This is a genomic window from Acinetobacter sp. ANC_7655 (genome assembly GCF_056784015.1).
On the sequence record NZ_JBWYJB010000001.1, the window covers coordinates 162,255 to 186,715 of the forward strand.

Annotated in this window: 31 protein-coding genes and 1 other RNA gene; 13 read left to right on the forward strand and 19 right to left on the reverse strand. The window is 39.5% G+C overall.

The features are described 5' to 3' along the window. The 9 genes from AC1M9N_RS00890 to AC1M9N_RS00930 form a co-directional block, all read right to left on the reverse strand. On the reverse strand, positions 1–2,037 hold the full coding sequence (locus AC1M9N_RS00890; RefSeq protein ID WP_481954093.1) for a phage nozzle protein: 2,037 nt from the start codon (positions 2,035–2,037) through the stop codon (positions 1–3). Then, on the reverse strand, positions 2,037–2,597 hold the full coding sequence (locus tag AC1M9N_RS00895) for a phage connector family protein (RefSeq protein WP_481954094.1): 561 nt from the start codon (positions 2,595–2,597) through the stop codon (positions 2,037–2,039). The genes AC1M9N_RS00890 and AC1M9N_RS00895 overlap by 1 nt, the downstream gene beginning before the upstream one ends. A gap of 58 nt (positions 2,598–2,655) precedes the next feature. Continuing rightward, on the reverse strand, positions 2,656–3,021 hold the full coding sequence (locus AC1M9N_RS00900) for a Gp49 family protein (protein ID WP_481954095.1): 366 nt from the start codon (positions 3,019–3,021) through the stop codon (positions 2,656–2,658). Positions 3,022–3,090: 69 nt separating this feature from the next. Then, positions 3,091–3,999, reverse strand: a complete 909-nt coding sequence (locus AC1M9N_RS00905) for a phage capsid protein (RefSeq protein WP_481954096.1) — start codon at positions 3,997–3,999, stop codon at positions 3,091–3,093. A gap of 15 nt (positions 4,000–4,014) precedes the next feature. After that, positions 4,015–4,656, reverse strand: a complete 642-nt coding sequence (locus tag AC1M9N_RS00910; protein ID WP_481954097.1) for a hypothetical protein — start codon at positions 4,654–4,656, stop codon at positions 4,015–4,017. Continuing rightward, entirely contained in the window at positions 4,649–5,098 is a 450-nt protein-coding gene (locus tag AC1M9N_RS00915; protein ID WP_481954098.1) for a Bbp19 family protein, read from the reverse strand. Before AC1M9N_RS00915 ends, AC1M9N_RS00910 begins: the two co-directional genes overlap by 8 nt. Beyond that, on the reverse strand, positions 5,095–6,753 hold the full coding sequence (locus tag AC1M9N_RS00920) for a portal protein (protein ID WP_481954099.1): 1,659 nt from the start codon (positions 6,751–6,753) through the stop codon (positions 5,095–5,097). Before AC1M9N_RS00920 ends, AC1M9N_RS00915 begins: the two co-directional genes overlap by 4 nt. 3 nt (positions 6,754–6,756) lie before the next feature. Beyond that, positions 6,757–6,987, reverse strand: a complete 231-nt coding sequence (locus AC1M9N_RS00925) for a hypothetical protein (RefSeq protein ID WP_481954100.1) — start codon at positions 6,985–6,987, stop codon at positions 6,757–6,759. 2 nt (positions 6,988–6,989) lie between these two features. Then, positions 6,990–7,322, reverse strand: a complete 333-nt coding sequence (locus AC1M9N_RS00930; protein ID WP_481954101.1) for a hypothetical protein — start codon at positions 7,320–7,322, stop codon at positions 6,990–6,992. A 166-nt stretch (positions 7,323–7,488) separates the two neighbouring features. Here AC1M9N_RS00930 and AC1M9N_RS00935 point away from each other — a divergent pair, with 166 nt between their 5' ends. Next, a complete protein-coding gene (locus AC1M9N_RS00935) occupies positions 7,489–8,439 on the forward strand; it encodes a DUF2971 domain-containing protein (protein ID WP_481954102.1) in 951 nt (316 codons plus the stop codon). A 184-nt stretch (positions 8,440–8,623) separates the two neighbouring features. Here the strand turns inward: AC1M9N_RS00935 and AC1M9N_RS00940 are convergent, their stop codons facing one another. The 8 genes from AC1M9N_RS00940 to AC1M9N_RS00975 are packed head-to-tail and all read right to left on the reverse strand — an operon-like array spanning position 8,624 to position 12,379. Continuing rightward, complete coding sequence (locus AC1M9N_RS00940; protein ID WP_481954103.1) at positions 8,624–8,887, reverse strand: hypothetical protein; 264 nt, start codon at positions 8,885–8,887, stop codon at positions 8,624–8,626. Then, complete coding sequence (locus AC1M9N_RS00945) at positions 8,884–9,312, reverse strand: hypothetical protein (RefSeq protein ID WP_481954104.1); 429 nt, start codon at positions 9,310–9,312, stop codon at positions 8,884–8,886. The genes AC1M9N_RS00940 and AC1M9N_RS00945 overlap by 4 nt, the downstream gene beginning before the upstream one ends. 11 nt (positions 9,313–9,323) lie before the next feature. Further along, positions 9,324–9,839 (reverse strand): RusA family crossover junction endodeoxyribonuclease, encoded by a 516-nt coding sequence (locus AC1M9N_RS00950; RefSeq protein WP_481954105.1) that lies wholly within the window; start codon positions 9,837–9,839, stop codon positions 9,324–9,326. Next, positions 9,836–10,087: a hypothetical protein gene (locus AC1M9N_RS00955; protein WP_481954106.1), complete on the reverse strand. Its 252-nt coding sequence runs from the start codon at positions 10,085–10,087 to the stop codon at positions 9,836–9,838. The genes AC1M9N_RS00950 and AC1M9N_RS00955 overlap by 4 nt, the downstream gene beginning before the upstream one ends. Continuing rightward, complete coding sequence (locus tag AC1M9N_RS00960) at positions 10,084–10,827, reverse strand: ATP-binding protein (protein ID WP_481608502.1); 744 nt, start codon at positions 10,825–10,827, stop codon at positions 10,084–10,086. Before AC1M9N_RS00960 ends, AC1M9N_RS00955 begins: the two co-directional genes overlap by 4 nt. After that, positions 10,824–11,801: a hypothetical protein gene (locus tag AC1M9N_RS00965; protein WP_481954107.1), complete on the reverse strand. Its 978-nt coding sequence runs from the start codon at positions 11,799–11,801 to the stop codon at positions 10,824–10,826. Before AC1M9N_RS00965 ends, AC1M9N_RS00960 begins: the two co-directional genes overlap by 4 nt. 16 nt (positions 11,802–11,817) lie before the next feature. Beyond that, entirely contained in the window at positions 11,818–12,135 is a 318-nt protein-coding gene (locus AC1M9N_RS00970) for a hypothetical protein (protein ID WP_481954108.1), read from the reverse strand. Between the two features lie 10 nt (positions 12,136–12,145). Beyond that, complete coding sequence (locus AC1M9N_RS00975; RefSeq protein WP_481954109.1) at positions 12,146–12,379, reverse strand: hypothetical protein; 234 nt, start codon at positions 12,377–12,379, stop codon at positions 12,146–12,148. Positions 12,380–12,500: 121 nt separating this feature from the next. On the opposite strand from AC1M9N_RS00975, the gene AC1M9N_RS00980 reads away from it, so the two are divergent. The 7 genes from AC1M9N_RS00980 (at position 12,501) to AC1M9N_RS01010 (ending at position 18,763) form a co-directional block, all read left to right on the forward strand. Beyond that, positions 12,501–13,244: an XRE family transcriptional regulator gene (locus AC1M9N_RS00980; RefSeq protein ID WP_481954110.1), complete on the forward strand. Its 744-nt coding sequence runs from the start codon at positions 12,501–12,503 to the stop codon at positions 13,242–13,244. 51 nt (positions 13,245–13,295) lie between these two features. Continuing rightward, entirely contained in the window at positions 13,296–13,817 is a 522-nt protein-coding gene (locus AC1M9N_RS00985) for a hypothetical protein (protein WP_481954111.1), read from the forward strand. A 55-nt stretch (positions 13,818–13,872) separates the two neighbouring features. Next, positions 13,873–14,199 (forward strand): hypothetical protein, encoded by a 327-nt coding sequence (locus AC1M9N_RS00990; RefSeq protein WP_481610554.1) that lies wholly within the window; start codon positions 13,873–13,875, stop codon positions 14,197–14,199. Positions 14,200–14,743: 544 nt separating this feature from the next. Beyond that, positions 14,744–15,709: a YqaJ viral recombinase family nuclease gene (locus tag AC1M9N_RS00995; protein WP_481954112.1), complete on the forward strand. Its 966-nt coding sequence runs from the start codon at positions 14,744–14,746 to the stop codon at positions 15,707–15,709. Between the two features lie 16 nt (positions 15,710–15,725). After that, complete coding sequence (locus AC1M9N_RS01000; RefSeq protein ID WP_481954113.1) at positions 15,726–16,880, forward strand: recombinase RecT; 1,155 nt, start codon at positions 15,726–15,728, stop codon at positions 16,878–16,880. A 130-nt stretch (positions 16,881–17,010) separates the two neighbouring features. Beyond that, positions 17,011–18,456 (forward strand): DNA cytosine methyltransferase, encoded by a 1,446-nt coding sequence (locus tag AC1M9N_RS01005; protein ID WP_481954114.1) that lies wholly within the window; start codon positions 17,011–17,013, stop codon positions 18,454–18,456. A gap of 85 nt (positions 18,457–18,541) precedes the next feature. After that, complete coding sequence (locus AC1M9N_RS01010; protein WP_481954115.1) at positions 18,542–18,763, forward strand: hypothetical protein; 222 nt, start codon at positions 18,542–18,544, stop codon at positions 18,761–18,763. Here AC1M9N_RS01010 and AC1M9N_RS01015 read toward each other — a convergent pair. Further along, a complete protein-coding gene (locus tag AC1M9N_RS01015) occupies positions 18,673–19,974 on the reverse strand; it encodes a tyrosine-type recombinase/integrase (RefSeq protein WP_481954116.1) in 1,302 nt (433 codons plus the stop codon). The genes AC1M9N_RS01010 and AC1M9N_RS01015 overlap by 91 nt on opposite strands. Before the next feature lie 217 nt (positions 19,975–20,191). On the opposite strand from AC1M9N_RS01015, the gene AC1M9N_RS01020 reads away from it, so the two are divergent. From AC1M9N_RS01020 to AC1M9N_RS01035, 4 genes are all read left to right on the forward strand, one after another. Then, positions 20,192–20,884: an HAD-IA family hydrolase gene (locus tag AC1M9N_RS01020; RefSeq protein WP_481954117.1), complete on the forward strand. Its 693-nt coding sequence runs from the start codon at positions 20,192–20,194 to the stop codon at positions 20,882–20,884. Next, positions 20,868–21,308, forward strand: a complete 441-nt coding sequence (locus AC1M9N_RS01025) for an RNA-binding S4 domain-containing protein (protein WP_035263651.1) — start codon at positions 20,868–20,870, stop codon at positions 21,306–21,308. The genes AC1M9N_RS01020 and AC1M9N_RS01025 overlap by 17 nt, the downstream gene beginning before the upstream one ends. 146 nt (positions 21,309–21,454) lie before the next feature. Beyond that, positions 21,455–22,498 (forward strand): recombinase RecA, encoded by a 1,044-nt coding sequence (gene recA, locus AC1M9N_RS01030; RefSeq protein WP_035263652.1) that lies wholly within the window; start codon positions 21,455–21,457, stop codon positions 22,496–22,498. A gap of 119 nt (positions 22,499–22,617) precedes the next feature. Next, positions 22,618–23,193 (forward strand): regulatory protein RecX, encoded by a 576-nt coding sequence (locus tag AC1M9N_RS01035; RefSeq protein ID WP_481951834.1) that lies wholly within the window; start codon positions 22,618–22,620, stop codon positions 23,191–23,193. 27 nt (positions 23,194–23,220) lie between these two features. On the opposite strand, the gene ffs is transcribed toward AC1M9N_RS01035, so the two are convergent. Then, positions 23,221–23,317: signal recognition particle sRNA small type (ffs, locus tag AC1M9N_RS01040), an RNA gene on the reverse strand. Between the two features lie 285 nt (positions 23,318–23,602). Between ffs and AC1M9N_RS01045 the strand changes: the two genes are divergently transcribed. Next, a complete protein-coding gene (locus AC1M9N_RS01045) occupies positions 23,603–24,436 on the forward strand; it encodes a YbgF trimerization domain-containing protein (RefSeq protein ID WP_481954118.1) in 834 nt (277 codons plus the stop codon). Positions 24,437–24,461: the final 25 nt, after the last annotated feature.

Genomic DNA, 24,461 nt, shown 5'->3' on the forward strand with positions numbered 1-24,461 from the left:
TTATTTCTCGTTCACTGATACCAACATAGAGATACTTTGAACGTGAAACGGCAAAGGTTTGTTGTGTGTTAATTTAATTTGCAGTTCATGCAGTGGTTGCCAACCAGTTAGTGCTACTTCTGTGTAGCCTGTAAATGGTTGATTCTGAAAAGCCCATTGATCATTTCGTTTATGCTGAAACTCATATTCATTGACATACCCACCAATTGATTTGGTTAGCCATACCACAACTTCATGGACCATAATTTTGTGGAACATCATGGTCGATGGTACCTGGCTAAAATCAGGTGCAAGTAGATCAATCACGACCTCAAATGGCTGACCTACATAAGCGGAAGAAATATCATCTGGATAAGTTTCACTATAGAAAAATCCATCGAATTCAGACCAGTTATACAGCGGATCGACCAACTTCTGCATATTAGAATCGAGAGTTGAATTTGTGACTAAAAATTCACAGTCACTCATTGCACTGTCTGTAATTTCTTCAAGAAAAGTACTGCCGTTTCGGTCAGTAAGCATGAAGCATTGATCAGATCCAGTACTTGTCGGCAACGCACAGATTGAAATTACATTTGCACCAAAATCATGAAGCGCCCAAGCATTCATCTCTTGATCACGATTGAGTGTGATACTTGCAACCTTGCCATCACCTAACACCATCCATACTAGGCTGTACGGCGTTTGTTGATATGTAATTTCCTTGATACCGCCGTGATTCTGTGAAATATGCGGCGCAACTGCAGAGAGTTCTGGTGAAGTAAGTCCATCCACTTCATAACGATAAGACAAAGCTCTTAAGCGCTCACCACCACGTTGAACAAATAACAGTTCACTACCAACCAAACATGGACGCACGTCTTTTTGAACACCGTATGACGTGTGTTGATCGATTTGGGCTGATGCTGGCGTCAATGCACCTGTAGAGCTAATAAGGAATTCTGAGCCACCAGTGAGCGCTACAACGCCTCCACGTTGTGCTAGATGCAGAATGTTATCTGATTGAGCTGATGATGAAGCGATACTGAAAGCATCTGAATCCTGTGTCGATTCCAAAAAGTCGCCGTCATTTCCAATCGAACTAAACCACATCTGATTCGGATTGGTTTTTGTATTTGCAAATACCAGTCTTTGTTTGAAGAATACAACCGTCCGTGGGTAACCTGTACTTGCTGTAAATGCCAATGATCCCAAAGTCCATGACTTTGCGATTGCTTGTACATCCGCATTCAGCTTGACCATGACTTCACCCATAGCCACTGTTGGTGAACTGATCGATGTAATCTTTACCTGACCACCGTTGATAGAAACCACTGCGCCAATATGACTTGAATTGAATACCGAAGCATCAACATTGGTCACCAATTCCCATTGTGATGCAGATTCAGCAGGTATAGCGTTTTTATTGTCGACTATCGCTCGCCATGTTTGCCCCATATAAATTACACGGTCACCAATGAGGTATTGCTCTGCACTGTTCCAAGATGGAAAAGCTGTAGCGGTCAGACTAATATTTTTACCAACATCTGTGCCTGATGGCTTCAACGCAACGTTTGGCGATGATCCTAGTTCATCTGTAGGCTGTGTCGTGAAGTTAAACGGACTGAATTGCCAATTGGTAAAGTCTGCAGAACAGATGAATCGATAGACTGGCGTATCACCCTGCACGAAATACATGCGGTACCGAGTATGTGCAAATTGAATTTCTTTGACTTTTTGCGCAGTATCGTACGGCGTTTCAACTGACCAAATAGTTTCGTTAGAACGTGGATCATAAACATACAAATGACCAACTTTGAGAATGATCATATATGCGTTTTCAGAGTTTGGAATGAATGGAATTAATCTTAAGCATCCCTCCATCACACCTTCGAAACGTGTACCTGGTCTTTTCTTTGCACCGCCTTCAACCAATGGAATTGCATTGAGTAAGGTTTTAGCGCCGTTACCATACTGTTGAACATCTGTACGAGTATGTAGTAAGGGTGAAAGCTCACCACTACTGAGATTATTCTTTAATAACCACTGTCTAGCCATTAGTAACGACTCCCCACGTAGCGTGAAAACTCATATTGCAGTTCTTCACTAGGTCGCTCTTGTGCATTGATTGCACGTGCACGGCGTAACAAACGCTCATATTCCGCTAATGCTGATTGCCCTGCTGCATCACTTCCTGTATTCGGTTTACTGAGTCTCGAAGCTAATTTAAGCGCCATCGCTTCAACCAGCATCGAATCCCATTCATCTTCATTGTCGTTATCAAAGATGTACTCAAGCTTGATTTGATTATGGTTGGCAAGGATGTGACGACCTTCGATTTCATAGCACTCTGTATTAGCGCTGATGATACGAATAAAATCTCTTGGTAATGGGAACGCATGTGCATAGCCAAAGCTAGGATGTGTGGTTATTGGCGCAAGAATGGTACGTTTCTTCGCACAAGACCAAGGATGATCACGCAAGATTGATTTACGTGTCTGATCGTATAGGCTTCTGCATCGTTCAGCCGTTGCAGTATTTTCATCAAAGCCTGTAATGCCACGATCACCAATCAAGCTCAGCGCATGATTGCAGATGGAAACTCGTGTGGTAGTCATAAAAAAGCCCTCAATTTTATTTCATATTGAGGGCTTCCAAAGTGTAGTTTGTTGGGTGTTAGAATTGCTTATCTAATTCAGCTTGATATAACTTTTCTTTGAGCAGATAACCTTCAAGCAACCAAATCTTTTCACGTGCATTTTCATAAGCAATCTTCTGACCAATGATTCGATCAAAATTCTCAGGACTTGCACATGCCGATTCTCCAGTCACAGTGAAGCCATTCTCAAGTGATAAAACACAAATTGTTAATTGTGGAGAACCGCAACCTTTATAATCGTCAGCAATATAGGCAGGCTCGACATCACCAGTTAAATAACGAATCGCTTTGATTTTTGAATCAATATAGTCGGGTGTCAGACGAGGAGCATTTAAGCCCTTTTCTTGAATTTCTTGTTCGATTTGTTGCTCTGTATTACTCATAGTTTATTCTCATTAAGATGTATAAAAAAGACCTAACACCCTTGCTGAAAAGTGTTAGGCCAAAACTGATTAACGGAGGAAGTCGAGCGCTACAACTTTCTGTTCGTTAGAGCGGCCAGCACCATAAGATGCGATACCACCGATTTGTTTGGTGTTTGATTTATCCCCACGAACTGTAATATCGAAGTTTGAAATCGAATTACGTCCATAGTGAATACCACCTTTAGCCACCACGAAGGTACGACCAACTGGCGCTTGTTCTGTTGAACCTGTACCTGCTGGCAAGTCTTCATATGGCAGCCAAATGAAACCACCCCATTTTTTAGCCACATCACCATCTTGAATCGCTTGGATAGTGTCACGGTCCCATTTGGTGAGTTCATCATCCACTAAAATTTGCTCTAGAATTTCAGAGTTGTAAATGAAGTATAACGGCGCATTGTCAGCATGATTTTTACGGAATAACGCACGTGCTTTTGCGATCTTCGCTTTATTTACTGGTGTAGCATTTGCACCAATGATTTGAGTAGACGGCAGAGCCAAGTTTGTATAACTCTCGCCGTCAGCAGTTTTACGCTGAACTGATGCACCAGCAGCTGCAATGATCACCTTGTCACGCTGGCGATGTTCTGCAGCGAGACATGCTTGCATGTAAGGTGATGTAGGATTAGCAGATAATTTTGCTTCATCGCGTGGATCGATTGGTACGAATAACCCATAGTCAGCCATGGCTACTAAGCGAGTACCTGCTTCAGGTACAGACCATTTAGTATCGGCAAAGCGTGTTGTCATTGCCTCCATCTCTACAGTACCAAGGTCATTCACAGTAAAAGATGAACCTTGAATCTGACCACGATCAGTCGTTAAGACCTGCAATACTGATTGTGTTTGTTGACATTTCACTTCAAAAGCATCGTGGAATTGACGCTTAAATGCTGCGGAGATCATGCCACCATTGGTTGCGATATCTTGAGCCATTGGACTTGCCCCTTATTAATCTTGATATTGTTTTTCATAGTAAGCATTGACACGCGCAGTCACCGACTTGTGATCAGGATGATTTGCATCGCTATACGCTTCTGACATCATTAATTGTGTGATTGTTTCACTACCGCTTTGCTGTGTGTTTGATGGCGGTAAATCTTCCTGAATCTGCTTACCAATTGCTGCAGCAAGTTTCAAAGCTCCAATCGGTGAATCCAAATCACTTGCCTGAAAACCTAAAGCTTCAATGGCTTGCTTTGCTAAATTCACATTGGCGTTAAATTCAGAGCCCCATTCTTGTTGCAATGCATCAATTTGAACGGCGTTATGCTCATCAAAAGCTTTAACCACCGCCGTGACCTGCGCATTTGTCATACCTTCAGCATGGAAAGATTTAAGAACTTCCGCGTTACCAGTCTTGAAAGCATCAAAATCAAAGCCATCAATCTCAACTGAATAGGCATCCGCTGATTCTGGTACCGCCGTAGCTGGATCTGTTTCAGTTGTTTGCGTTTCTTGTTCACCAGGATTCTGCTGTGTTGTCTCAGTACCTGGCACCGTTTGCGTTTCTGTTGCTGCAGGTGGTGTTGTAGTTTGAGTCTGTTCAGTTGTTTGTACGTTCGTTGTGTCTGTTGTTTGTGATTCATTCATTGTTTTGCTCCATATGTGCAATTTCTAATTGCTCGCTATAGCGAGGATCATTTGCTGTATTAATTCGATTGATGATGAAGTCCACGACTTCTGAGCGCCCAATACGGCGACAAGTCTCACGCTCATCATCTGTAAAGACGTTTCGTTTAAATCGGCTTGTCAGTTCTTCTAAAATTCGCTGACCATCGCTACTCATGTCGAAATGGATTCGGTAGGTCATAGACGTAGGCTTACGTACCTGACGCCATTTGAAGTGATGACCAAGCTCATCCTTGGCTTCATTTTCATCAAGAAGCGTTCCGAACGGCTTGGAATACTCTTCATACTTGGTTTTGTAATACTCAGAATTGCGCTTGTTCTGGTCGTTTTCCTGTAGCAATTGATAGATGACAACACCCATAACCAGTACAGCAATCACAAGAAATACGATGAATCCGATCATTGCATTGCCTCACTAACCATTTGGGCTTCTAAGCCTTTACCCATACCTTGAGCAACCGCGTCAGTCATTTGCTGAGCCATAACCGCTTGTTGCTCCTGTGCTTGGGCTTGTTGCTGCTGTTTGGCTTTTTCTTCTCGATAGGCTTCAAGTTTTTCAGTCGTGCGCATGATTGAGGTCGGTACACCTAAACCTGCTGCCAAAACATGCGGAATTGCATCTGTATCGATGTTGTCCAATGCATTCGGATCCACTTCAATGATTGAGCCTAAAGACATCATCAAGCGTTCAATACTTGATACTTCTTCAAGCTTTTGAGCACGTGCCAAAGGTGAGATAAATTTGAAAGAAAGATTACGCTCGACAAGTTCTTCAGGAGCTTCACCAAGCACACCAGCACGATAAGCAAGCCCAAATGAACGCTCTAAAAGTGGAACTAGTAGTTCAGCTTGTGCACGACCATATAACGGACCTAACTGCTGTCGAATCATGTCTACACGCGCATAGATTTCAGCTGCAGTTGGCGGTGTGTTGTAGTGTTGAGAAAGACCATCAGCCAATAATTTGCGACGAATACCTGATTGGATTTTTTCTAAAAGACCATCCCCAACCACGAAGCCACGACCTGAATCTAAGCGCTTCAATGAATCGGTACTGTGCGCGGTAATGATTTTCCCACCACCTAAGCGCACTGTACGAGGATTTAGAATGCCGTCATCCTCAGCAACCCACATACCAAGAATATCAATCTCAGCACTGCGTAGCGTATCTCTGATCAATGTATTGGCTGTCTTTGCATCAGGTAGTGCAGTTGACATGATGCCAACGCCGTAAACTGAACCAGGTATCTTTCTAAAACGTGGTACCGCACATGGGAACTCGTTATAGCCTGATTCTTTCAGCATGTGCTTACTATCGACTTCTAAGTGATATGACGCAAAAGGCATATTCTTTGGAAGCAATGGACGACCATCTAACGGCGTTTTAACGTCACGTGGTTGAATCACATGGAGTAACTTAAATCGATCATCTGGACGATTTTGGAATGCATCAAGCACAGCTTTACTGACCTTGTGCTCCCCAAACTCGCTCACGATCTGTGCCGCTGTTTTGGTGTATTCACGGAAGATGGTATCAATCAAACCATCTGATCGAGTCGATGCAATAAAGCACTCACCAATAGGCCATCCTTGAAATACGAAACCACCGCCTTTCTTACGATCAATGTCTTGGTACATGACACACCAACCAGCAATAGCGAAGTCAATCATCACGTCAAAGATTTCAGAGTCGTAATTCGCGCCGTGGATGTTACGGAAAATGAACTGTGCAACCTGCTCTAGCCAGTGCTCACCCTCAGTTAATTCGGCTGGATCATCCATACCATCGGGTACAGCCTTAAACCAAATTGCATTCGCTGGCGTGGTACCGCTAATCAAATTCGACACAAATGTTTGAATCGAATCTGCAGCAGTTGAATCTAGCAAATCAGCACGTTGTTTCTCACGTGTGCCAGTTAGATCACCGCCACCGCTAAAACATTGTTGGCGTTCAGGTGCACCAAACTTGTAACACTCAGTCCAATGCGACTCGAACTTGGAACGCTCAGAGCGCATTTCCCCAAGTCTTTTGCATAGCTGTTTTGCTAGTTCACTCATGCTTTAACCGCCTAATGTTGTTTTCTTTTCGTTTTCTTCTGCAGAAGCAAGCACATCAGAGGCTTTACGTTTCTTACGTTGCGCTTTGGCATCGTTCTCAGCCAATTGCGCTTCTTTCTTCGCTTGTGCCTCTGCTGCCTGAGCATCAAAACCTTTTTCAGCTTTTTTGAATCCTGTAAGACCAATCGCGTCCATAGTTGATCCAAATAATTTCCCTACTGTTCCACCACACATATTTAGATTTCCTTTTGCTCTAAGCCGTGTTCACCTTGAATCCAACGTGTTTTCTTTTTCGCTTCGATACCACCAGCTTTAAGCAATTGGTCGAGCTTTGATTCGATACGTTTTTGGTTTTCAAGAATGAGATCTAGACGTTCGTCATCGACTTGAATTGACTCAGGTGATCCTTGAGCTTCTGGTGTTTCATCGGCTTGATTTGATTCAGGCTCAGTAGACATTTCATTGGAGATATCTTCGCCGTGAGGATTTGATTCATTTGCACCGATAGGTGTTTCATCTATCGCAGGTTGTGCACCTGGTGTTTGGAGTTTTCTTTTTGGAGTGGTCATTAAAAAGCCCTATTCATTTATTGGTGAATAGGGCTAATCTAATTTGATAGTAGTTAAGCTTTATTGTGATTCTAAAGCTATCAAAAATATTCTAATTAATATTCAATTCTTTTTAATTTAGAGTAATATTGTTCATATTAACATTTAAAATTCATTAACTTACCAAATGATAAACATAACGCCAGCCTTGAAAATTTTTTCAGACCCTGAAATTAAATCTAAATTTTTTGAACTGAAGCAGGATGAGAATTTTTTCTATTTGTATAAACACTACACTATCGACAAAAATAAAGAAGTGCTCGATATGTTCGAGAAATCAACATTAAGATTTAGAAGATCCAATACATTTAATGACCCATACGACTGTTACTTTATACCTGAATGTAGCCCTGATTTATCCGATAGCGAATTACATAAAAATTATTATGAGCAATCCATAAAAGCTGGCAACAGCTATTTCTATGAAGATCATACAAATCCAGACTCATGTAAATTAGATCCAAATTGCTCAGAAGTTATCAAAGCTCATATTGAAAATGACTTAAAATTACTTAAAAATCCAGTTCATTTGGTAGAAAAAATCCGTCAAAGTGTATTTTTTACAAGTTTTAATAATTCTCCAGGTAACTTATTGCTTTGGTCGCATTATGCTAATGAATATTATGGGTTCATGGTTATATATAAATTCCCAAAGTCTTTAGATGATGGATTAATACCACTCCCAGTTTCTTATAGTGACAAAATTCCAAAAGTAGAATTCAATTTGTATGCTTTCAGAAATATGTGGCTTCATGATGAAGCGATAAATTTCTTAAAAAATTCATTTCTAGTAAAAGCAAAAGATTGGCAATATGAAAATGAATTTCGGTTATTTGCCAATGGGTTGTTTCCCTCATTAGGTTTGGAGGATACTTTTTATCTTAAAATACCACCAGAATATTTTGACTCTGTAGTACTTGGTGAAAGATTGTGTACAAATGCAGAGACCACTAATCTAATTTTATCAAAAGTTCAAAATGCTAATAGAGTCAATGGAACCAATATCCAAGTTTATCAATCTCGTATAAATTCACTTGAATATAAAATTGATTTTAAACATCCTTTAATTGATATGTAAAAAAATAACCCCTAAATTTAGGGGTTATTTTATTCTATAACTAAATTATCTCTCCCGAAATTTATTATAAAAACTAGCTGGCTTCTGACCTACATACTGAATCCAACCAAAGCCATCACGCCAAAAGAACCACTCGTTATTTTCGTTCTTCCACGGCGTGCCGTCATTCTCGATGTGGGTGTAGTCAGGTGGCATCATAATTCTTCAACCTCTCTTCTAACTCACATCCAAAATTGAAAGCATGCAGACGATCAGATAATCCAAGTGAAGTACTTGAGGTACGATCTTTCCATTCTGACGCCAATTGTTTAATAGATTCTAATCGCTTGTTTAACTCATCTATCTTGGCTTGTTGGTGATCCCATGCTTGCTCGGCACAGTATTCTTCTGGGCCTAAAACCACATCTGAAGAAACATAATCTTCCCAATACTTCTCAAATCCACTCACAACCCTAACTCCCGATCCAACTCATCAATTACCTGGTCACATAGACCACCATCTTCAAAAATATCTAACTGACCTAGCTTGTATTTGTAGGTCTGCCATTCCCCTTCACGCGGATAGCGCTCAATGCCTGTTTCCGTTTGCCACAGCTCGATAAATGCCGCGCCGTTGTCATAGTTTGGAATTCCACCTCTCGCCCATTCTGAGACTGTAGAAGCACCAGACACGGGCAAAATGAATGCGATCTTTTCATGCGTCCAACCAAAGTGATTGCACAAATCTAAGATCATACGGTTGAAGTCTGGACGCTTATATCCACGCTGTTTAACGCGAAATTCCTTAACCGTCTTTTTATTTTTTTGATTAATAAAACGCGCGCGCGCGCGAGGATCAGTGGCAAACGCTACAGAATCAACCGTCATATCCATATTTATTCCCCTTAAAGTTCCCAGACTTTCAAACGAATTAAGCCACCCTTAACGACACTTCCACGCTTGACATGAAGTTCATCGAACTGCTCATCGTCCTCACAAAAACCGCACTTCACTAAAGAATCGATAGTTGCTTTCAAATGGTTATCGATATCTCGTTTCTGATTGGTTGGAAAATGAAACGTCACTTCTAATTTCAAACGTGTGGAAAGTCTTAATGCTGGGATGAGTGCATTGACTACGGCGTGAAACTGACGCGCTTTATCGCTCAATTTCATGCCTTTGCCGTTACGCTCCCAGTAGTGATTCACACTTGGTGGAGTTGCAGCGATTTCACAAAATAAAACTTGCTTATCGTCATAGTCTGTATTTCGCTCTAAATTCGCTTGTATTGCGTTTTTCTTAGCTTGCTGTACCTTTGCTTGATTTTCTTGTTTAAGACGCTCACGCGCTAAACCTGATCGATTCTGATGTGCTTTCAGATGCGCTTGTAACTGTTGTTCGCTCCATCGAAGTGTTGTCATAAGCCCACTCCAAATGTTTGTTTCGCTTTCAGTGTTGGCACAAATCCTTGTGGTTGTTTGCAATCACCTTGAACATATCCATGTTTCTGCAATGAATTTAAATACCTTTGGACTGTTCTAGGACTTACTTCGGTTACGACATTTTCCATAATGTCTCGAACATAGGTTTTGTTAGGTCTACATGTGATGAAAAGTAAAATTTCAATCGTAAGTTCAAACATGTAGCCGTGAGACTGAGTAATGCTCATACAGCACCTCCCAAACGATGGTCATTCCAACCGCATTCGATAATGGTCAAAACGCCTTGTTGGAAACGTGACCAGAGGCGATCCCCAAGATCTTTTTTCAATTCACTCAATGGCATGTTCGATATCAGCATAGTCGGCTTCAATCGGTCATAACGTGCATACAAAACCTTGTGAACTAATTCACGGCGCTTATCACGGTCATGCAATCCATACTCATCAATGATCAGCAAGTCGTACTGCGAAAACTCATAAATCACCGACTTTTCAGTTTCATTCGGAGCATCCCATGCATCCATTATCTTTTGTGCTAAGTCTTCACTGGTGATGTAGCGTGTGTATTTACCCTTCTTGAGCAATGTTTTAGCCGTTGCACAGCTCAGATGAGTTTTACCTGTACCTGTACGACCTGCCATGATCAGGTTGTTTTTATCGCCGTTCAGAATGCTTTTCGCATAATTCACGGTTTTGTCTAACGCATACTTGTGGCCTTCATGCTCGACCAGATAGTTTTTAAAACCTGATTCAGCGTGACGTTCTGGAAGCATTGCACCTGTCATGTGTTTAACTCGTACCATCTCGTCTACAGATTTTTGATGGTTAGCGTTTGAGTTATTCACTGATTCCACTGCGCATTTCGGGCATGTTGTAAATGGACCTGCTTTGACCATTGCAACGTTGTGGATCTGACAAACTTGAGCAACGGTGTTGAGATCAAAATTGATTGATGACATCGCATTCATAGAAAATCCTCCGGTATGTCTACAGGTGCAGAAACTGGCTGATACTCAGCTTTTTCCCATGCTGCATTCACATCAAGATTAGTTTTCGGTTTTTGAGATTGTTTTGCTTTGCGTTGTTGAAAAGCCTGTTCCTCTGCATCGGTTTTAAGGTTTTTCATGAACGTGGTTAACCAGATCGACATCCACTTTTGAGGTGTATGTTTCCCCTTGTCTAACGACCATTGCGCCATGGTCTCGAGATTTTTATAAATTCGATCAACTGAGTGATTTGGAAAATTGGTTCTTGCCTGGTCTTGAAAATCGACTTGTGCTGGATATTTTTTGCAAAGGTCTTTGAAAGAAATGAAGTCGCTGTCTTCAGGATGATATTCAACGAAATTCAATGGGCGATTTTGAGCCGTGAATTTCTTATTATCTTTTTCTTTAATATTTTCTTTTAAATATATTTCTTTATCAGACCCACATGCCATGTAGGTACTACTACCAGCATGCTGTGTAGGTACACCACCCACATCAGATGTAGGTACTTCTTGTGTAGGTGCATGCAAAGTACCTACATGCTGTGTAGGTAGTCGGTCTTCAAAAGTAAGAAAATAGACGTTGCTTTTACCCTTCTCTTTTTGGATCTTGATCAGTTGGTATTTGGCCAGCTTAGACATATATTTTTGAACAGTACGCCCGTCTTTAATGCCAGTGATCTTCTTGATCAAAGTCTCAGACATTCCTTTGCTATTTAGATGAAAGCCATGAATATAACGGTTTAAGAACACTAGGCACTTGACAGCATCCCCATCAAGAACAGCCAGATAGCCCTCATCACAAATAAAATTAGGCAGCGGCGTGAAGCCGTCTTCATTTTTACGCGTATCCACGATCGCCTCTTGAATTAATGAAGGCTTTGGGAAGGCAATAACTTGAGCACCTCCCCCACTTTTGTCTTTTATTTGGTACATGTTCTGTGCTAAATTCGACATGGTTTACTACCTTCGTTTACTTGTCTGAGTGAACGGCAATAAGGCTCAACTGATCGCAACAGTTGGGCTTTTTTTGTGCCTGGGGTTTTATTGATGGTTCAGGTGTGAGCTCAAAAAATGGCGTATGCACTGTAGACACTGTATTCATAGCCAGGTCGAACTCTTTTGCTAGACAATGCAGATATTCCTCAGTTGCAGAAATATCCTTAATGAGCAAATCACGTAAATATTCAGATATTGAATTAAATTTTTTTACCCGAGCTATGGCTTCGCCCTTGCTCTTTTCTTCAAAAGAACAGCGCAAGGTTGCAACAGCATTTAATTTTTCTGACATTGATCAGCCCCTACTTTTCACTTGGCTGTTTTGGTTTTGCGGTCTCTCTCAACCAGTCTGCTGTAAAAACTCCATTACTATTTTCAGCAAGAATTTCCGCATACCGGGTCTCGCCGGTGTATTCAGTACGCGGAAGAGTTCCTCTAGTCTCCATCTTGCTAATCGCCATATAAGATCGATTAAGAAGTTTCGCGGCTTTTGTTCGGCCGCCAACAGATTCAAGTGCAAATTTAATTGGATTCAATTTAAGTATTCCTTATAGATTTCCACTTAAAATTAAATCATAGGTTTAACATTAATACAATCTATGGTTGCTTCTTATTTTTTCAAAAAAACTTAAAATTTAAACCAAAGGTTTTATTTGCATGTTATTAATTATGGATTCTTTAGTTGGACGTATTCAGAAAGCATTGGATCATGCGGGGGTGGCTTGGTCATCTGCCGCTGTACAAATTGGGTTATCAGCTCAAGCTGCTACAAATTGGAAAAAAGGGAAAATAGGTAAAGAGACCCTTAAAAAGTTAGCTAAATTGACTGGTGTAAATGCTGGATGGTTATTAGATGGCAATGGATCAATGCTTAATACCACAGAAGCAAGTGCAGAAATAACAGATATAGAAGTTATTACTTATGAAGATGGGGATCCCATTCCTGATGGATATGTAGCAATTGATTATTATGATGAAGTATTTGTAAGTGCAGGTGGCGGATATTTAAACATACAACAGCCCAGCACTAAAAAAATGTTATTTCCTATGTATTTAATTGCGGAATGCAATGTAAATACAAGTACTACCAAGGTTATCCGAGTGCGTGGCGAAAGCATGCGTCCAGTCTTCTCTGATGGGCAGCCAATTTCAGTTGATATGTCAGCAACTAAAGTTTACGACGGTGAAATATATGCTTTTCAGGTAGGTGAAGATACTAAGGTAAAGTACTTATTTAATTGGAATGATCAAGGGTTTGGCGGATTTAAAGCCGTCTCCCGCAACGAGGATAAAATTCAATACCCTGATGAATATTATTCGCCAGCCCGTATTGAGGCTGAAGGCATTCATATTATTGGTCAGTATTGGTGGAAAGCAGAGACAAGAAAAATTAGACGGTAGTAAGAGGCCTAATTCATTACCGAAATTCAATCACTTAAGGCTCTTCTGTTTATGGAAATATTAATCTACATATTGGCTATTTTGGGTTTTATTTTTATTATTTCTTTTGTTTGGGTATTGAAGATTTACTCTAACATTAAGAAAAAAAAGAAAAATAAAATAGAAGTCATGCATTTCAAGGATAATGATGCTGCATTTGAAATGGTATGTAAGTTCATGGATACAGACATAGCGCAAGATAAGCCAATTGTCGCTATATCTATGCAAGATATGAAGAGACCATCTGAGCCAATCATGATAAAGGTGGCCGGTGATCCTCCATTTTACGCTCACACTGCAACCCATTACACAGGGGATCACTTGATAAAAAAGGGAGATTTACTTGGCGTTGTACCTTTTGAAAAAACTGAATATATAACAAGCTATATGGAAAATGACGAAAGGAAGCAATGGCTTTTTTATGTGGCCTCTGAGCTAAATCCATCCTTTCATTCAAAAAAACAAATGTGGTCTATCAGGAATAACTTTTTGATGAAAGCGGCTGCACAGGAAAAGATACGATCGCATGGATAATTCAAGAAAATAAAGCCGCAACCCGAGCGGCTCTTGGATCGGGTGGAGAAGAACGATGAAGGATAAATTTCTACAAGCCATAGATAATAAACAAAAGATAAAAGTAACCTTTTATTCTAAAGATGATGGCCATGAGATTGAGCGCATATGTGCTCCAATGGACTTTGGCCCAAGCAGAAGATTTAAAGATGGGATTGATAGATACCATTTGTGGGATTATTTTCCAGACCAGGGAAAAAAACCCCACCCCATCCCACTTGAACCAAGATTTTTAAGAAATATTGTTGTGCTTGATGAGTTTTTCAATCCTGGTGACTTTATTACTTGGAATGTAAGTACTTCTCCTTGGCACTATCCAAGAGATTGGGGTCAATATTCATAATTCTATCTAATAACCAAAAACACTGCTCTTGGGTCAATTCAATAGCGTCATTTTCATCTGGATTCGGCCCATTAAAAGACAAATTCCAAACCGTTCCTTCTGTTTCAATGGACTCAATAACCAATGGCGGTGATGAATTTTTTATTGTTCCTGTCATCTTAACAAACTCCAAACAACCCATCCCTGTGATGGGTTTTCTTTTGTCTATTAAATCCTAAATATAAAAATAATTCAATCTATGGTTTAACAACCTATTGCAATGAAATTAAATCTAAGGTTTAATTAAATCACAGATAGTAAAAAGCCCGCAGGGACTGGAAAATCTAGCGGGCTTGCAATTAAGCGAGATAAGTATGAACCAATTAAAACCAAATAGTCAAACGTCTAAGCGTTTGCACCAACACCCTACCGAAGCGGAAATGACGACTCCACGTCTTGCATATATCCGCGCCAACATAAAAGAGTTCTCAGTATTTGCTGTAATGGCTGTGCTCTGCTGGCTATTGGTCAGCTTCTTAATTTCTTTGATATTCGGAGGTTGATCATGAATGCATCTATCTCAACGGAACATAAAGCTTGGTTGGAGACACGTCGCCAAGGTATTGGAGGTTCTGATGTAGCAGCCATCTTAGGTTTGAGTAAATATAAATCCCCTTACCAGTTATGGCTTGATAAAACAGGTCGTTCAGATATTGAAGAAACTCAAAGTGAAGCATCTTATTGGGGTAACACCTTAGAGGATATCGTTGCTAAAGAATATGCGAAAAGGAATGGCGTTAAGATTCAGCGCGTAAATGCAACTTTTAAAAACCCTGAAAATGATTGGATGATTGCAAACATTGATAGAGCAATTATTAATCCAGAAATATCAGGAAATGTAAGGATTAAAGACGGCAAACTTACGACTGATCGCATACTGGAATGTAAAACTGCGAATCAATATTTATCGAAGCTTTGGGGTGACGAGCAATCTGAAGAAGTGCCTGATTACTACCTCACCCAAGTACAGTGGTACATGGGCAATACAGTTACTTCAATGTGTGGACTAGGCGTTCTAATCGGTGGGCAGAAATTCAGAAGCTATGAAATTGCTTATGATCCTGAGTTGTTCGAAATGCTTAAAGATGAGTGCTCTAAATTTTGGCATGAGCATGTCCTAGCCGATGTACCGCCAGCACCAACCACTTTTGATGATGTGTTGCATCGTTGGTCTACTCACAATCCTGATCAAGCTATTGAGGCAGATGAAGAACTTACCAACCTTGTTCATGAGTACAAAGACCTAAATAAAACCATTAAAGAAGCTGAATCTGAGCTAGATGATTTAAAACTGCAAATTTGCACACGTATGGAAGATGCAGAAATGATCATTGCAGAAGAAAAGCGTCTAGCCACATTCAAACATCAAACTCGTAATACATTGGATAGTAAAGCGCTCAAAGCTGCTCACCCAGATATTTACGAACAATTTCTAAAAACTTCAAGCACTCGTGTTTTACGCATAAATTGAATTAGGAATAAATAAAATGAATACTCAATTTTCTCCAGCTACAACTAATACCGCAGTTAACTTTTTAACTCCAACTAATTTACAAGAGGCTATGCAAATAGCTGAAATCCTTGCTAGTTCAGATATCGTACCCAAGGACTACCAACGGAAACCTGGCAACATTCTAGTAGCGATGCAATGGGGTGCAGAAATTGGCTTGCAACCACTACAGGCTATGCAAAATATTGCTGTAATAAATGGACGTCCTTCTATATGGGGTGATGCCATGTTAGCCCTTGTTCGTGGATCTGGTCTTCTTGATTTAATTAAAGAGGAAATTACCGAAGATGGATTAAAAGCGATCTGTACGGTTAAGCGAAAAGGTGAAGAACCTGCTGTTTCTGAATTCAGCATGGAAGATGCCAAACGTGCTGGACTTGCTGGAAAACAAGGTCCATGGACTCAGTACCCTAAGCGAATGATGAAACTACGTGCAAGATCATATGCTCTACGTGACGTGTTCCCCGATGTACTTAAAGGTATGGCTATTGCTGAAGAAGAGCAAGATAAGGAAATTGACGTAACCCCTGAAAATGGAAATGGAGAATCAAAACCTAATTCAGGTGCATCAGCACTTAAAAGCCGTTTAAAAAAGAAAACTGAAGCTGTTGATTCGGTTGCTAAGGAAATAACTTTTGATGTTAGCGCATGTCTAAAATCGATAGAAAATGCACAAAGTTTAGAGCAATTAAAGGAGATTGCTTCAGGAATACCTTCTGATTTAGGTGAGCCTGATATTAGTACGATTAATCAGGTTTATAAATCAAAAAAATCTGAACTAGGGGCTCAAACTCCAAACTTAATTTCTTTAATCAACGCAACTACAGAATTGAAAGCACTTGAGCAATTAAAGTCTTCAATTGATGCTGCGAAAACAACTAAAGCTGAAAAGCAATTACTTTTAGACACATATCGAGATCGTCATTTTACTTTAAGCCAAGTTGATATTTTTGCAGAACAATCAGAAAAGTCATCATTTGTAGATTTAATTATTGAGCGTATCGAAAATGCTACGTCTCAAGACGAAATAAATGCTGTATTCATGGACCCTGCTCTTGAGGAGCTATCAGATGCAGATCGTCAGTTAGTAAATGATGCAGCTGCCCAACGCGAAGCTGAAATTACAGGCTAATCACAAGCGCCCTTCGGGGCGCAATCCAAGGAGTGGATCGTATGAAACGTGAATATTTTTATGGGTGTGTGATGTTAATTATTTTTGGTTTTTCGGCTGCGATAGTAGCGATATGGGAAAAGGTGGCGTGATGGATTTATTGCCTCATGAATTAATAATAGATAACTTTGCAGGTGGCGGTGGAACCAGCACTGGTTTAGAGCAAGCGTTTGGACGTCCGGTTGATATCGCAATTAATCATGATCCTAAGGCTCTAGCAATGCATCGTATCAATCACCCTAATACTAAACATTATTGTGAATCAGTATGGGATGTTGATCCAGTTGAAGCGACAAGCAATCAACCAGTTGGTTTGGTGTGGCTCTCGCCTGATTGTAAGCATTTTTCAAAAGCGAAAGGCGGCAAACCAGTAGAGAAAAAAATACGTGGTTTAGCTTGGGTTGCTTTGCGATGGGCTTCTAAAACACGTCCTCGAGTAATCATGCTCGAAAATGTAGAGGAATTTAAAACCTGGGGTGATCTAGGTGCTGATGGTAAGCCATGTCCTAAAAATAAAGGCCGCACTTTTAATAGCTTTGTTAATGCACTCAAAAGACAAGGTTATGTTGTTGACTGGCGTGAACTAAGAGCATGTGATTATGGATCACCAACAATCCGTAAACGCTTCTTCTTAATCGCACGTCGTGATGGGCTAAAAATTCAGTGGCCAGAACCCACGCACGGTCACCCCGATTCAATCCAGGTAAAAAAAGGTATTTTAAAACCTTGGCGTACTGCTGCTGAATGTATTGATTGGTCTATTGAATGTCCGAGTATTTTTTCTCGCAGTCGACCATTAGCTAAAGCAACTTTGGATCGTATCGCTGCAGGTATTCATAAATTTGTCATCAATAATGAATCACCATTCATTGTTAACAATATGGCACCTGTTTTAACCGAATGTGCTAATGCATCAAATAAACGTTCGATGCCTGCAGATGAGCCATTAAGAACGATCTGCGCTCAAACTAAAGGCGGTCATCATGCATTAATTTCAGCACATATAGCTAAGAATTTCACTGGAGTTATTGGTAGTGATATCAAACATCCTATACACACCATTACAGCAAAAGATCATAACTCTTTAGTTGTAAGTCATTTGCAGGTAATGAAAAAAAATAGTGTTGGTCAACATATTGATAAACCCTTGAATACTTTAACTACCGTTAATGCATTTGCAGAAGTTCGTGCTTTTTTAACCGCTTTTTATGGGAATGAAAAAGATGGGAATAGTGTAAACAGACCTCTGCGTACAATTCCAACACGTGACCGTTTTGGTCTTGTGAAAGTTAAGGGACAGGACTATCGAATTACTGATATTGGCTTTCGTATGCTTCAACCAGTTGAGTTATTCAGAGCTCAAGGCTTTCCTAAAAATTATATATTTGAGAAAGGCATTGATGAAGATGGTAATGAGATCCGACTAACTAAAACCGAACAGACGCGAATGGTTGGCAACTCTGTACCACCAGATCTTTCATATGCTCTGGTTGTCGCTAACTTTAAACATGAAGTGAAATTTAGAGGCGTAGCATGACTGAATACTGCTTTATTTGTAAGAAATTTACCGTTCATTGCGGCGTGTTTTGTTCAGTATGCGGATTTAAATAGGAGTAATTTATATGGCGATTTTTATTACAACTCCAGAATTATTAAAGCGTTATCAAATTTGTGAAGGGACTTTGATCAACTGGCGCAACAATAAAGCTTTCCCACAACCAGTGATCAAAGCACATGGTAGATCACATAGCCGTTATGGCATCAAAGCGGTGGCATCTTGGGAAAAAAGTAGCGGATTGCTTGATAGTTTAGATATCGAACCGCTTCTATCAAATCGTTCATGATTATCTAATATGGCACAAAGCTTATCGAACCATTTCGAATAAGCTTGTGCCTGAGCTTCTAAATACTCATTCAAATCATAAGTTCCCCAAATTTGCGGTAAAGCGTGTCCAAGCATAATTTCACAAATATGCGGTGGTGCTAAATCTGATATATGCGTTCGCATAGTTCTTCTCAAATCATGAATAGACCAACTTGGCATATCAGCACCAAATATTTTCTTAATATTATTATCAATGTAATACGGTATGGTTGTTTGAAAGCCTTTAGTCAATTGCGTGTACTTTTTCCCATTCACGTTCGGAAAAACATATGGACATGAATCTGGTGTCATCGCGAATACAGATTTCAAAAATTCCTCAATTTGAGGAATCAATGGGCGAACGATCCCCTTTCCGTTTTTACGACCAGTCTTATGGTTTTCTACAGGAATATTCCAAACGTGGTTTTCAAAGTCAAAATCTGATTTTTTTGCTAAACGAAGTTCACCCACTCGACAACCGAAATGCAAGAGCATCAGAATAAGTGCTTTATTTTTTGAAGGCATATTTCTAGATTGCATTGAAGCATGTACAACCCAAAATATTTCTTGTTCAGTTAAAAATCTATTTCTAACAGTCTTTTTAATATTTAAATCTGCAGCTCTCAAATGCTGTAACGGTTGATTTATTAATTTTCCGTGTACACATCCCCAGCGCATAATTAGCTTTAAATTGCCAAGAACTTTAACAGCTACAGTACGAGCATTTTCAGCGATTGAAAACAGGAGCTGTGACCATTCCTGCAATCCAACCTCATCGCAAATTCTTTTGCCAATTACAGGATATACATGAAGCTCAAAGGCTCTTGAATCATCTTTCATGGATACCTTGGATACTGCAACTTTATTGAACCACTCTGTACAAATCTCTTTGACTGTAGGTTGGCTAAAATAATTCTGTTCTGTTTTTAATTTTAATTGATATGGATCTTTGCCCTGGTCTAATTGAGCCTTAAATAATAAAACTTGATTACGTGCATCTTTTAAGCTCATTAAAGGATACGTTCCAACATCGAGCCTTTTACTTTTTCCGTTGAATCTGTAGCGGTACTGGAAAACAATTTTTCCCTTTGGTGAAATGCGTACAGAAAGTGAATCACGGTCAGTAACGACTTCAACTTTATCTCTCTCTTTACCATTATTCGATTTCAACCATGAATCACTTAAAGCCATGAAGCCCCCACACTATTCCGCTATAATGGACACGAATTTGTACAAACTAAAAATATGTACACAGTTTTGTACATAATTTTGCTTGAAAGGTAAATATTTTTGTTCAAGTTTGAAAATATTTTATTTGAGTTAATTTTAATTTAAACATCCAAAATCTATGTAAATATTGAAATTTTCTCATTGATTTTAAAGTTTGAAAATATTTGAGGAATCTTGAATGGACAAACCGATCATCATGTTTGACATGGATGGAACCCTACTCGATCTTGCTTTTGACGATTTAATTTGGAATCACAAACTCCCTGAGCGACATGCCAAAACTCATCAAATCAGTTTAGAGCAGAGCAATCAAATTCTATTTAAATTTTATCAAGATCATAAGCACACGCTCGATTGGTATTCTACGCGCTTTTGGACAGCCAAAGTCGGCGTTGATACTTTTCAGCTTCAACACGATCACAAAGAATTCATCAAGCCGAGACAGGGATGCATTGCGTTATTATCAAGCCTTAAGCAAGCTGGATACCGAATATGGTTAGTCACCAATGCTGATGAAAGAGGTTTGGCATTGAAAATGAATCAAGTTGACCTCACCTCTTATTTTGAAGTGATGATCAGTAGTGAAACAATCGGTTTTGCTAAAGAGCGTTTTGAATTTTGGGATCAATTACAGCAAATGCACCCATTTAAACCTCGTCACTGCGTTCTCGTTGATGATACTGCGGTTGTACTCGAAGGTGCTAAATCTTTTGGTATTGAGCATCTAATCACAATTACCCAACCATCTAGCGTTCAACCTGAGCGCGAAAGGTCTAAACTTCAGTATCCTGCAATTAATGATCTAAGATCATTAATCCCCTATTTAGACCAAATTAACCATGAGAAAGAAATGAATGTCAAAACAGCATGAAACTAAAATCACTGATTCAATGCGAATTGATAAGTGGCTTTGGGCAGCACGCTTTTTTAAAACCCGCTCAATTGCCAAAGCAGCAATCGAAGGTGGTAAAGTTCATCACAACAATGATCGTGTTAAAGTTTCCAGAGAAGTACGTGTAGGAATGGAGTTAACGATTCAGCAGGGATTTGAAAAGAAAACCGTCATAGTGAAAGCATTATCATCTGTACGAGGCGGGGCACCTACTGCACAATTACTCTATGAAGAAACTGAAGTCAGTATCGCGCGTCGTGAGTTGCTTTCTGCACAAAGAAAATTGCATAATCTTGCACGACCAGATCATCGACCAAGCAAAAAAGATCGACGTGATATTACAAGATTCCGTCAACAAAATGGTCAGCAATATGACGAAGTTTGGTCATACGATGATGAATAAGTTAAAGCGACAAATACTGTCGTTTTGAAGTTTAAAATTATAGAACAGTTCGATTTTTTCTGTCACTATAAATGCCGTGGACATTAGACTTAATTAAAGACATCCACTTAAGTTATCAGTGATTTACATCGTTTTGAGGTTATGAGATGGATGATAATAAAAGCAAAGCACTGAGTGCTGCTTTAAGCCAAATTGAAAAACAATTTGGTAAAAATACGGTAATGCGCCTCGGTGACAATACTGTTCAAGCTGTAGAAGCTGTATCTACAGGCTCTCTTACATTGGATATCGCACTAGGTATTGGTGGTTTACCTAAAGGCCGTATTATTGAAATTTATGGTCCAGAATCATCAGGTAAAACCACCATGACACTTCAAGCGATTGCGCAATGTCAAAAAGCTGGTGGTACTTGTGCATTTATCGATGCTGAGCATGCTTTAGATCCTCAATATGCTCGCAAACTTGGTGTTGATATCGATAACTTATTGGTGTCACAACCTGATCACGGTGAACAAGCACTAGAAATTGCAGATATGCTGGTACGATCTGGCGCTATCGACTTAATTGTTGTCGATTCTGTAGCAGCCTTAACCCCTAAAGCCGAAATTGAAGGTGAAATGGGTGACTCTCATATGGGTCTACAAGCACGCTTGATGAGCCAAGCATTGCGTAAAATTACAGGTAATGCAAAGCGCTCCAACTGCATGGTGATCTTCATTAACCAAATTCGTATGAAAATTGGTGTCATGTTTGGAAGTCCAGAAACCACTACTGGTGGTAATGCGCTCAAATTCTATGCTTCTGTACGCTTAGATATTCGCCGCATTGGTCAAGTGAAAGAAGGCGATGAGATTGTTGGTTCTGAAACACGCGTTAAAGTGGTGAAGAACAAAATGGCACCTCCTTTCCGTGAAGCATTATTCCAAATCATGTACGGTAAAGGTACAAATCAGCTTGCTGAATTGGTCGATCTTGCTGTACAACAAGAACTTGTTCAAAAAGCTGGTGCTTGGTATTCATACCAAGGTAACAAGATTGGACAAGGTAAGAACAACGTGATTCGTCATCTTGAGGAAAATCCTCAACTTGCACAAGATCTTGATCGCATGATTCGTGAACAGTTGTTAACCACAGCGACTCCAGCTCCAACCGAAGAAAATGACGAAGAAGCTGATTTATTTGAGGTATAATTTTTCAAAAAATTTGAAATCGAAGCGCCCAAATTATGGGCGCTTTTGTTTAAGAGCATGGATTTAAAATGTCAGAGAAGTTTCCCAAGTTCATTCATTATGAGGACTTAAAATCAATAATGAATGAAGATGAACCTCAACATCTCATCAATGATCAACATGTGGCTAGCCAACACCCGAAAAATCAAGCATCAGATGAATGTGATTTAGATGACAACCATTCATCAGCTCTAGCACAAAATAAAGGCTTAACAGGAACTCGTTTGAGATCGTATGCATTTGCAGTCTTAACTCGCAAAGAATACTCAAAAAAAGACTTAATCGATAAACTTGCTTTGTATGCACAAAATAAAGAAGAGGTTTTGAGCTTAGTTGATGAGCTAGCGCGAGAAAATTATCAAAGTGATGCTCGCGTTGCAGAAATGACGGTACGCAGCCAATTACGCAAAGGAAAAGGTCCAAATCGAATAATGCTAGCGCTTAAAAGCAAACACGTTGATAAAGCCTTGGCTGAACCAGAAATGGAAGAAATAGATTGGTATGAACAAGCATACTTATTGAAAGTCAAAAAATATGGCTATGAAGTTGCTCAGGACGCAAAATTAAAAGGAAAACAAATTCGCTTTTTACAATATAGAGGCTTTGAAATGGATGCGATTATGAAAGCTATAAAACGAAAAGAGAATGAAGAATAAGAAATAAAATTATTATAATGGTGGCAACCCTACTAGCAAAACTCCGGCACATTATAGTTCTGATACCGTTGCTACCTTCCGGTCCTGGCGGGGTTCTCAGAGTACAATTGCGAAGCCACCAGCAGGGCTACCATTGCAAGAACAGAGTATAGAGATTTTTAACGATCTTGCAAGACCATAATGGGCTTTAAAGGCACTAAAAAAGTTCAAGTGAATATTTACTAATCTATTAACAACAAACTTGATATTTTTCATCTAAATAACTTCAACTTAAATTTCTTCATTTATACAGTTTCATTGTAAATTTATATTGATTTTAAATGCTATGACGTTTTTAATGATCTGATTATTAAGAATTGAAAATACTCAAAGTTCAAATTTGAGTATGGATACAAATGGAATAATGAACATGCTCAATAAGCGTACTTTTCTTGCACTAGCATTGATGAGCTCAACATCAGTTTTTGCCAATATTCCTATCGAATCAAAAGGATTAAGCCAAAATTCGAGTTTGAACCAAACAGCAGTCGCAGCGAATAACACCGCTACAGCCCCTACCAACACCAGTTGGCATCTTATCCAACAAAATCAACGCTTAGAAAATCAAATTCGTGCACTTCAAGGCAAATTAGAAGAACAAGAACATCAAATTAATCAACTGACCAACGAATTAAAAAATCGCTATACAGATCTAGATCAAAGATTAGAACTCCTTCAACAAAAAATTGATCCTGTGGAGGAGTCCAATGCCGAAGATCCTAATACTGCACCACCCATTCCTAATGAGCCAACTGCACCAAGCACTAGCACTAGCACTAACTCCAATACCACAGCATCACAAAATGCAACGAACTTGAATCAAACCAACCAACAAGAACTTGATAAAGCAGCTTATACAGTTGCCTTAGATGCATACAAACAAGGTGGCGCAAAAAAAGCCATTGCACCTATGCAAAACTTTGTACGTAACAATCCAAATAGTGTGTATACAGGTAATGCCTATTTTTGGTTAGCTGAATTCAATTTAGCAATTGAACCACCCAATTATGAAGAAGCAAGAAAACACTATGAAACTGTCGCTTCGAAGTTTCCAAATTCAGGAAAAGCACCGCGATCTTTATATCAGCTGTATAGCATCGCGAAAGATGTAAATAAAAACGCTCAAACTGCTGAAATTTATAAAAATAAACTATTAAGCACCTATCCTGACTCAGAAGAAGCTGGATATTTCAAAAAAAGTTAAATAAAAAAGACATCATAAGATGTCT

Excerpts from the sequence above, each read along its gene's own strand:
- AC1M9N_RS00890 (WP_481954093.1), bottom strand. The coding sequence starts at position 2,037 with ATGGCTAGACAGTGGTTATTAAAGAATAATCTCAGTAGTGGTGAGCTT.
- AC1M9N_RS00895 (WP_481954094.1), bottom strand. The coding sequence starts at position 2,597 with ATGACTACCACACGAGTTTCCATCTGCAATCATGCGCTGAGCTTGATT.
- AC1M9N_RS00900 (WP_481954095.1), bottom strand. The coding sequence starts at position 3,021 with ATGAGTAATACAGAGCAACAAATCGAACAAGAAATTCAAGAAAAGGGC.
- AC1M9N_RS00905 (WP_481954096.1), bottom strand. The coding sequence starts at position 3,999 with ATGGCTCAAGATATCGCAACCAATGGTGGCATGATCTCCGCAGCATTT.
- AC1M9N_RS00910 (WP_481954097.1), bottom strand. The coding sequence starts at position 4,656 with ATGAATGAATCACAAACAACAGACACAACGAACGTACAAACAACTGAA.
- AC1M9N_RS00915 (WP_481954098.1), bottom strand. The coding sequence starts at position 5,098 with ATGATCGGATTCATCGTATTTCTTGTGATTGCTGTACTGGTTATGGGT.
- AC1M9N_RS00920 (WP_481954099.1), bottom strand. The coding sequence starts at position 6,753 with ATGAGTGAACTAGCAAAACAGCTATGCAAAAGACTTGGGGAAATGCGC.
- AC1M9N_RS00925 (WP_481954100.1), bottom strand. The coding sequence starts at position 6,987 with ATGTGTGGTGGAACAGTAGGGAAATTATTTGGATCAACTATGGACGCG.
- AC1M9N_RS00930 (WP_481954101.1), bottom strand. The coding sequence starts at position 7,322 with ATGACCACTCCAAAAAGAAAACTCCAAACACCAGGTGCACAACCTGCG.
- AC1M9N_RS00935 (WP_481954102.1), top strand. The coding sequence starts at position 7,489 with ATGATAAACATAACGCCAGCCTTGAAAATTTTTTCAGACCCTGAAATT.
- AC1M9N_RS00945 (WP_481954104.1), bottom strand. The coding sequence starts at position 9,312 with ATGGATATGACGGTTGATTCTGTAGCGTTTGCCACTGATCCTCGCGCG.
- AC1M9N_RS00950 (WP_481954105.1), bottom strand. The coding sequence starts at position 9,839 with ATGACAACACTTCGATGGAGCGAACAACAGTTACAAGCGCATCTGAAA.
- AC1M9N_RS00955 (WP_481954106.1), bottom strand. The coding sequence starts at position 10,087 with ATGAGCATTACTCAGTCTCACGGCTACATGTTTGAACTTACGATTGAA.
- AC1M9N_RS00960 (WP_481608502.1), bottom strand. The coding sequence starts at position 10,827 with ATGAATGCGATGTCATCAATCAATTTTGATCTCAACACCGTTGCTCAA.
- AC1M9N_RS00965 (WP_481954107.1), bottom strand. The coding sequence starts at position 11,801 with ATGTCGAATTTAGCACAGAACATGTACCAAATAAAAGACAAAAGTGGG.
- AC1M9N_RS00970 (WP_481954108.1), bottom strand. The coding sequence starts at position 12,135 with ATGTCAGAAAAATTAAATGCTGTTGCAACCTTGCGCTGTTCTTTTGAA.
- AC1M9N_RS00980 (WP_481954110.1), top strand. The coding sequence starts at position 12,501 with ATGTTATTAATTATGGATTCTTTAGTTGGACGTATTCAGAAAGCATTG.
- AC1M9N_RS00985 (WP_481954111.1), top strand. The coding sequence starts at position 13,296 with ATGGAAATATTAATCTACATATTGGCTATTTTGGGTTTTATTTTTATT.
- AC1M9N_RS00990 (WP_481610554.1), top strand. The coding sequence starts at position 13,873 with ATGAAGGATAAATTTCTACAAGCCATAGATAATAAACAAAAGATAAAA.
- AC1M9N_RS00995 (WP_481954112.1), top strand. The coding sequence starts at position 14,744 with ATGAATGCATCTATCTCAACGGAACATAAAGCTTGGTTGGAGACACGT.
- AC1M9N_RS01000 (WP_481954113.1), top strand. The coding sequence starts at position 15,726 with ATGAATACTCAATTTTCTCCAGCTACAACTAATACCGCAGTTAACTTT.
- AC1M9N_RS01005 (WP_481954114.1), top strand. The coding sequence starts at position 17,011 with ATGGATTTATTGCCTCATGAATTAATAATAGATAACTTTGCAGGTGGC.
- AC1M9N_RS01010 (WP_481954115.1), top strand. The coding sequence starts at position 18,542 with ATGGCGATTTTTATTACAACTCCAGAATTATTAAAGCGTTATCAAATT.
- AC1M9N_RS01015 (WP_481954116.1), bottom strand. The coding sequence starts at position 19,974 with ATGGCTTTAAGTGATTCATGGTTGAAATCGAATAATGGTAAAGAGAGA.
- AC1M9N_RS01020 (WP_481954117.1), top strand. The coding sequence starts at position 20,192 with ATGGACAAACCGATCATCATGTTTGACATGGATGGAACCCTACTCGAT.
- AC1M9N_RS01025 (WP_035263651.1), top strand. The coding sequence starts at position 20,868 with ATGTCAAAACAGCATGAAACTAAAATCACTGATTCAATGCGAATTGAT.
- recA (WP_035263652.1), top strand. The coding sequence starts at position 21,455 with ATGGATGATAATAAAAGCAAAGCACTGAGTGCTGCTTTAAGCCAAATT.
- AC1M9N_RS01035 (WP_481951834.1), top strand. The coding sequence starts at position 22,618 with ATGAATGAAGATGAACCTCAACATCTCATCAATGATCAACATGTGGCT.
- AC1M9N_RS01045 (WP_481954118.1), top strand. The coding sequence starts at position 23,603 with ATGCTCAATAAGCGTACTTTTCTTGCACTAGCATTGATGAGCTCAACA.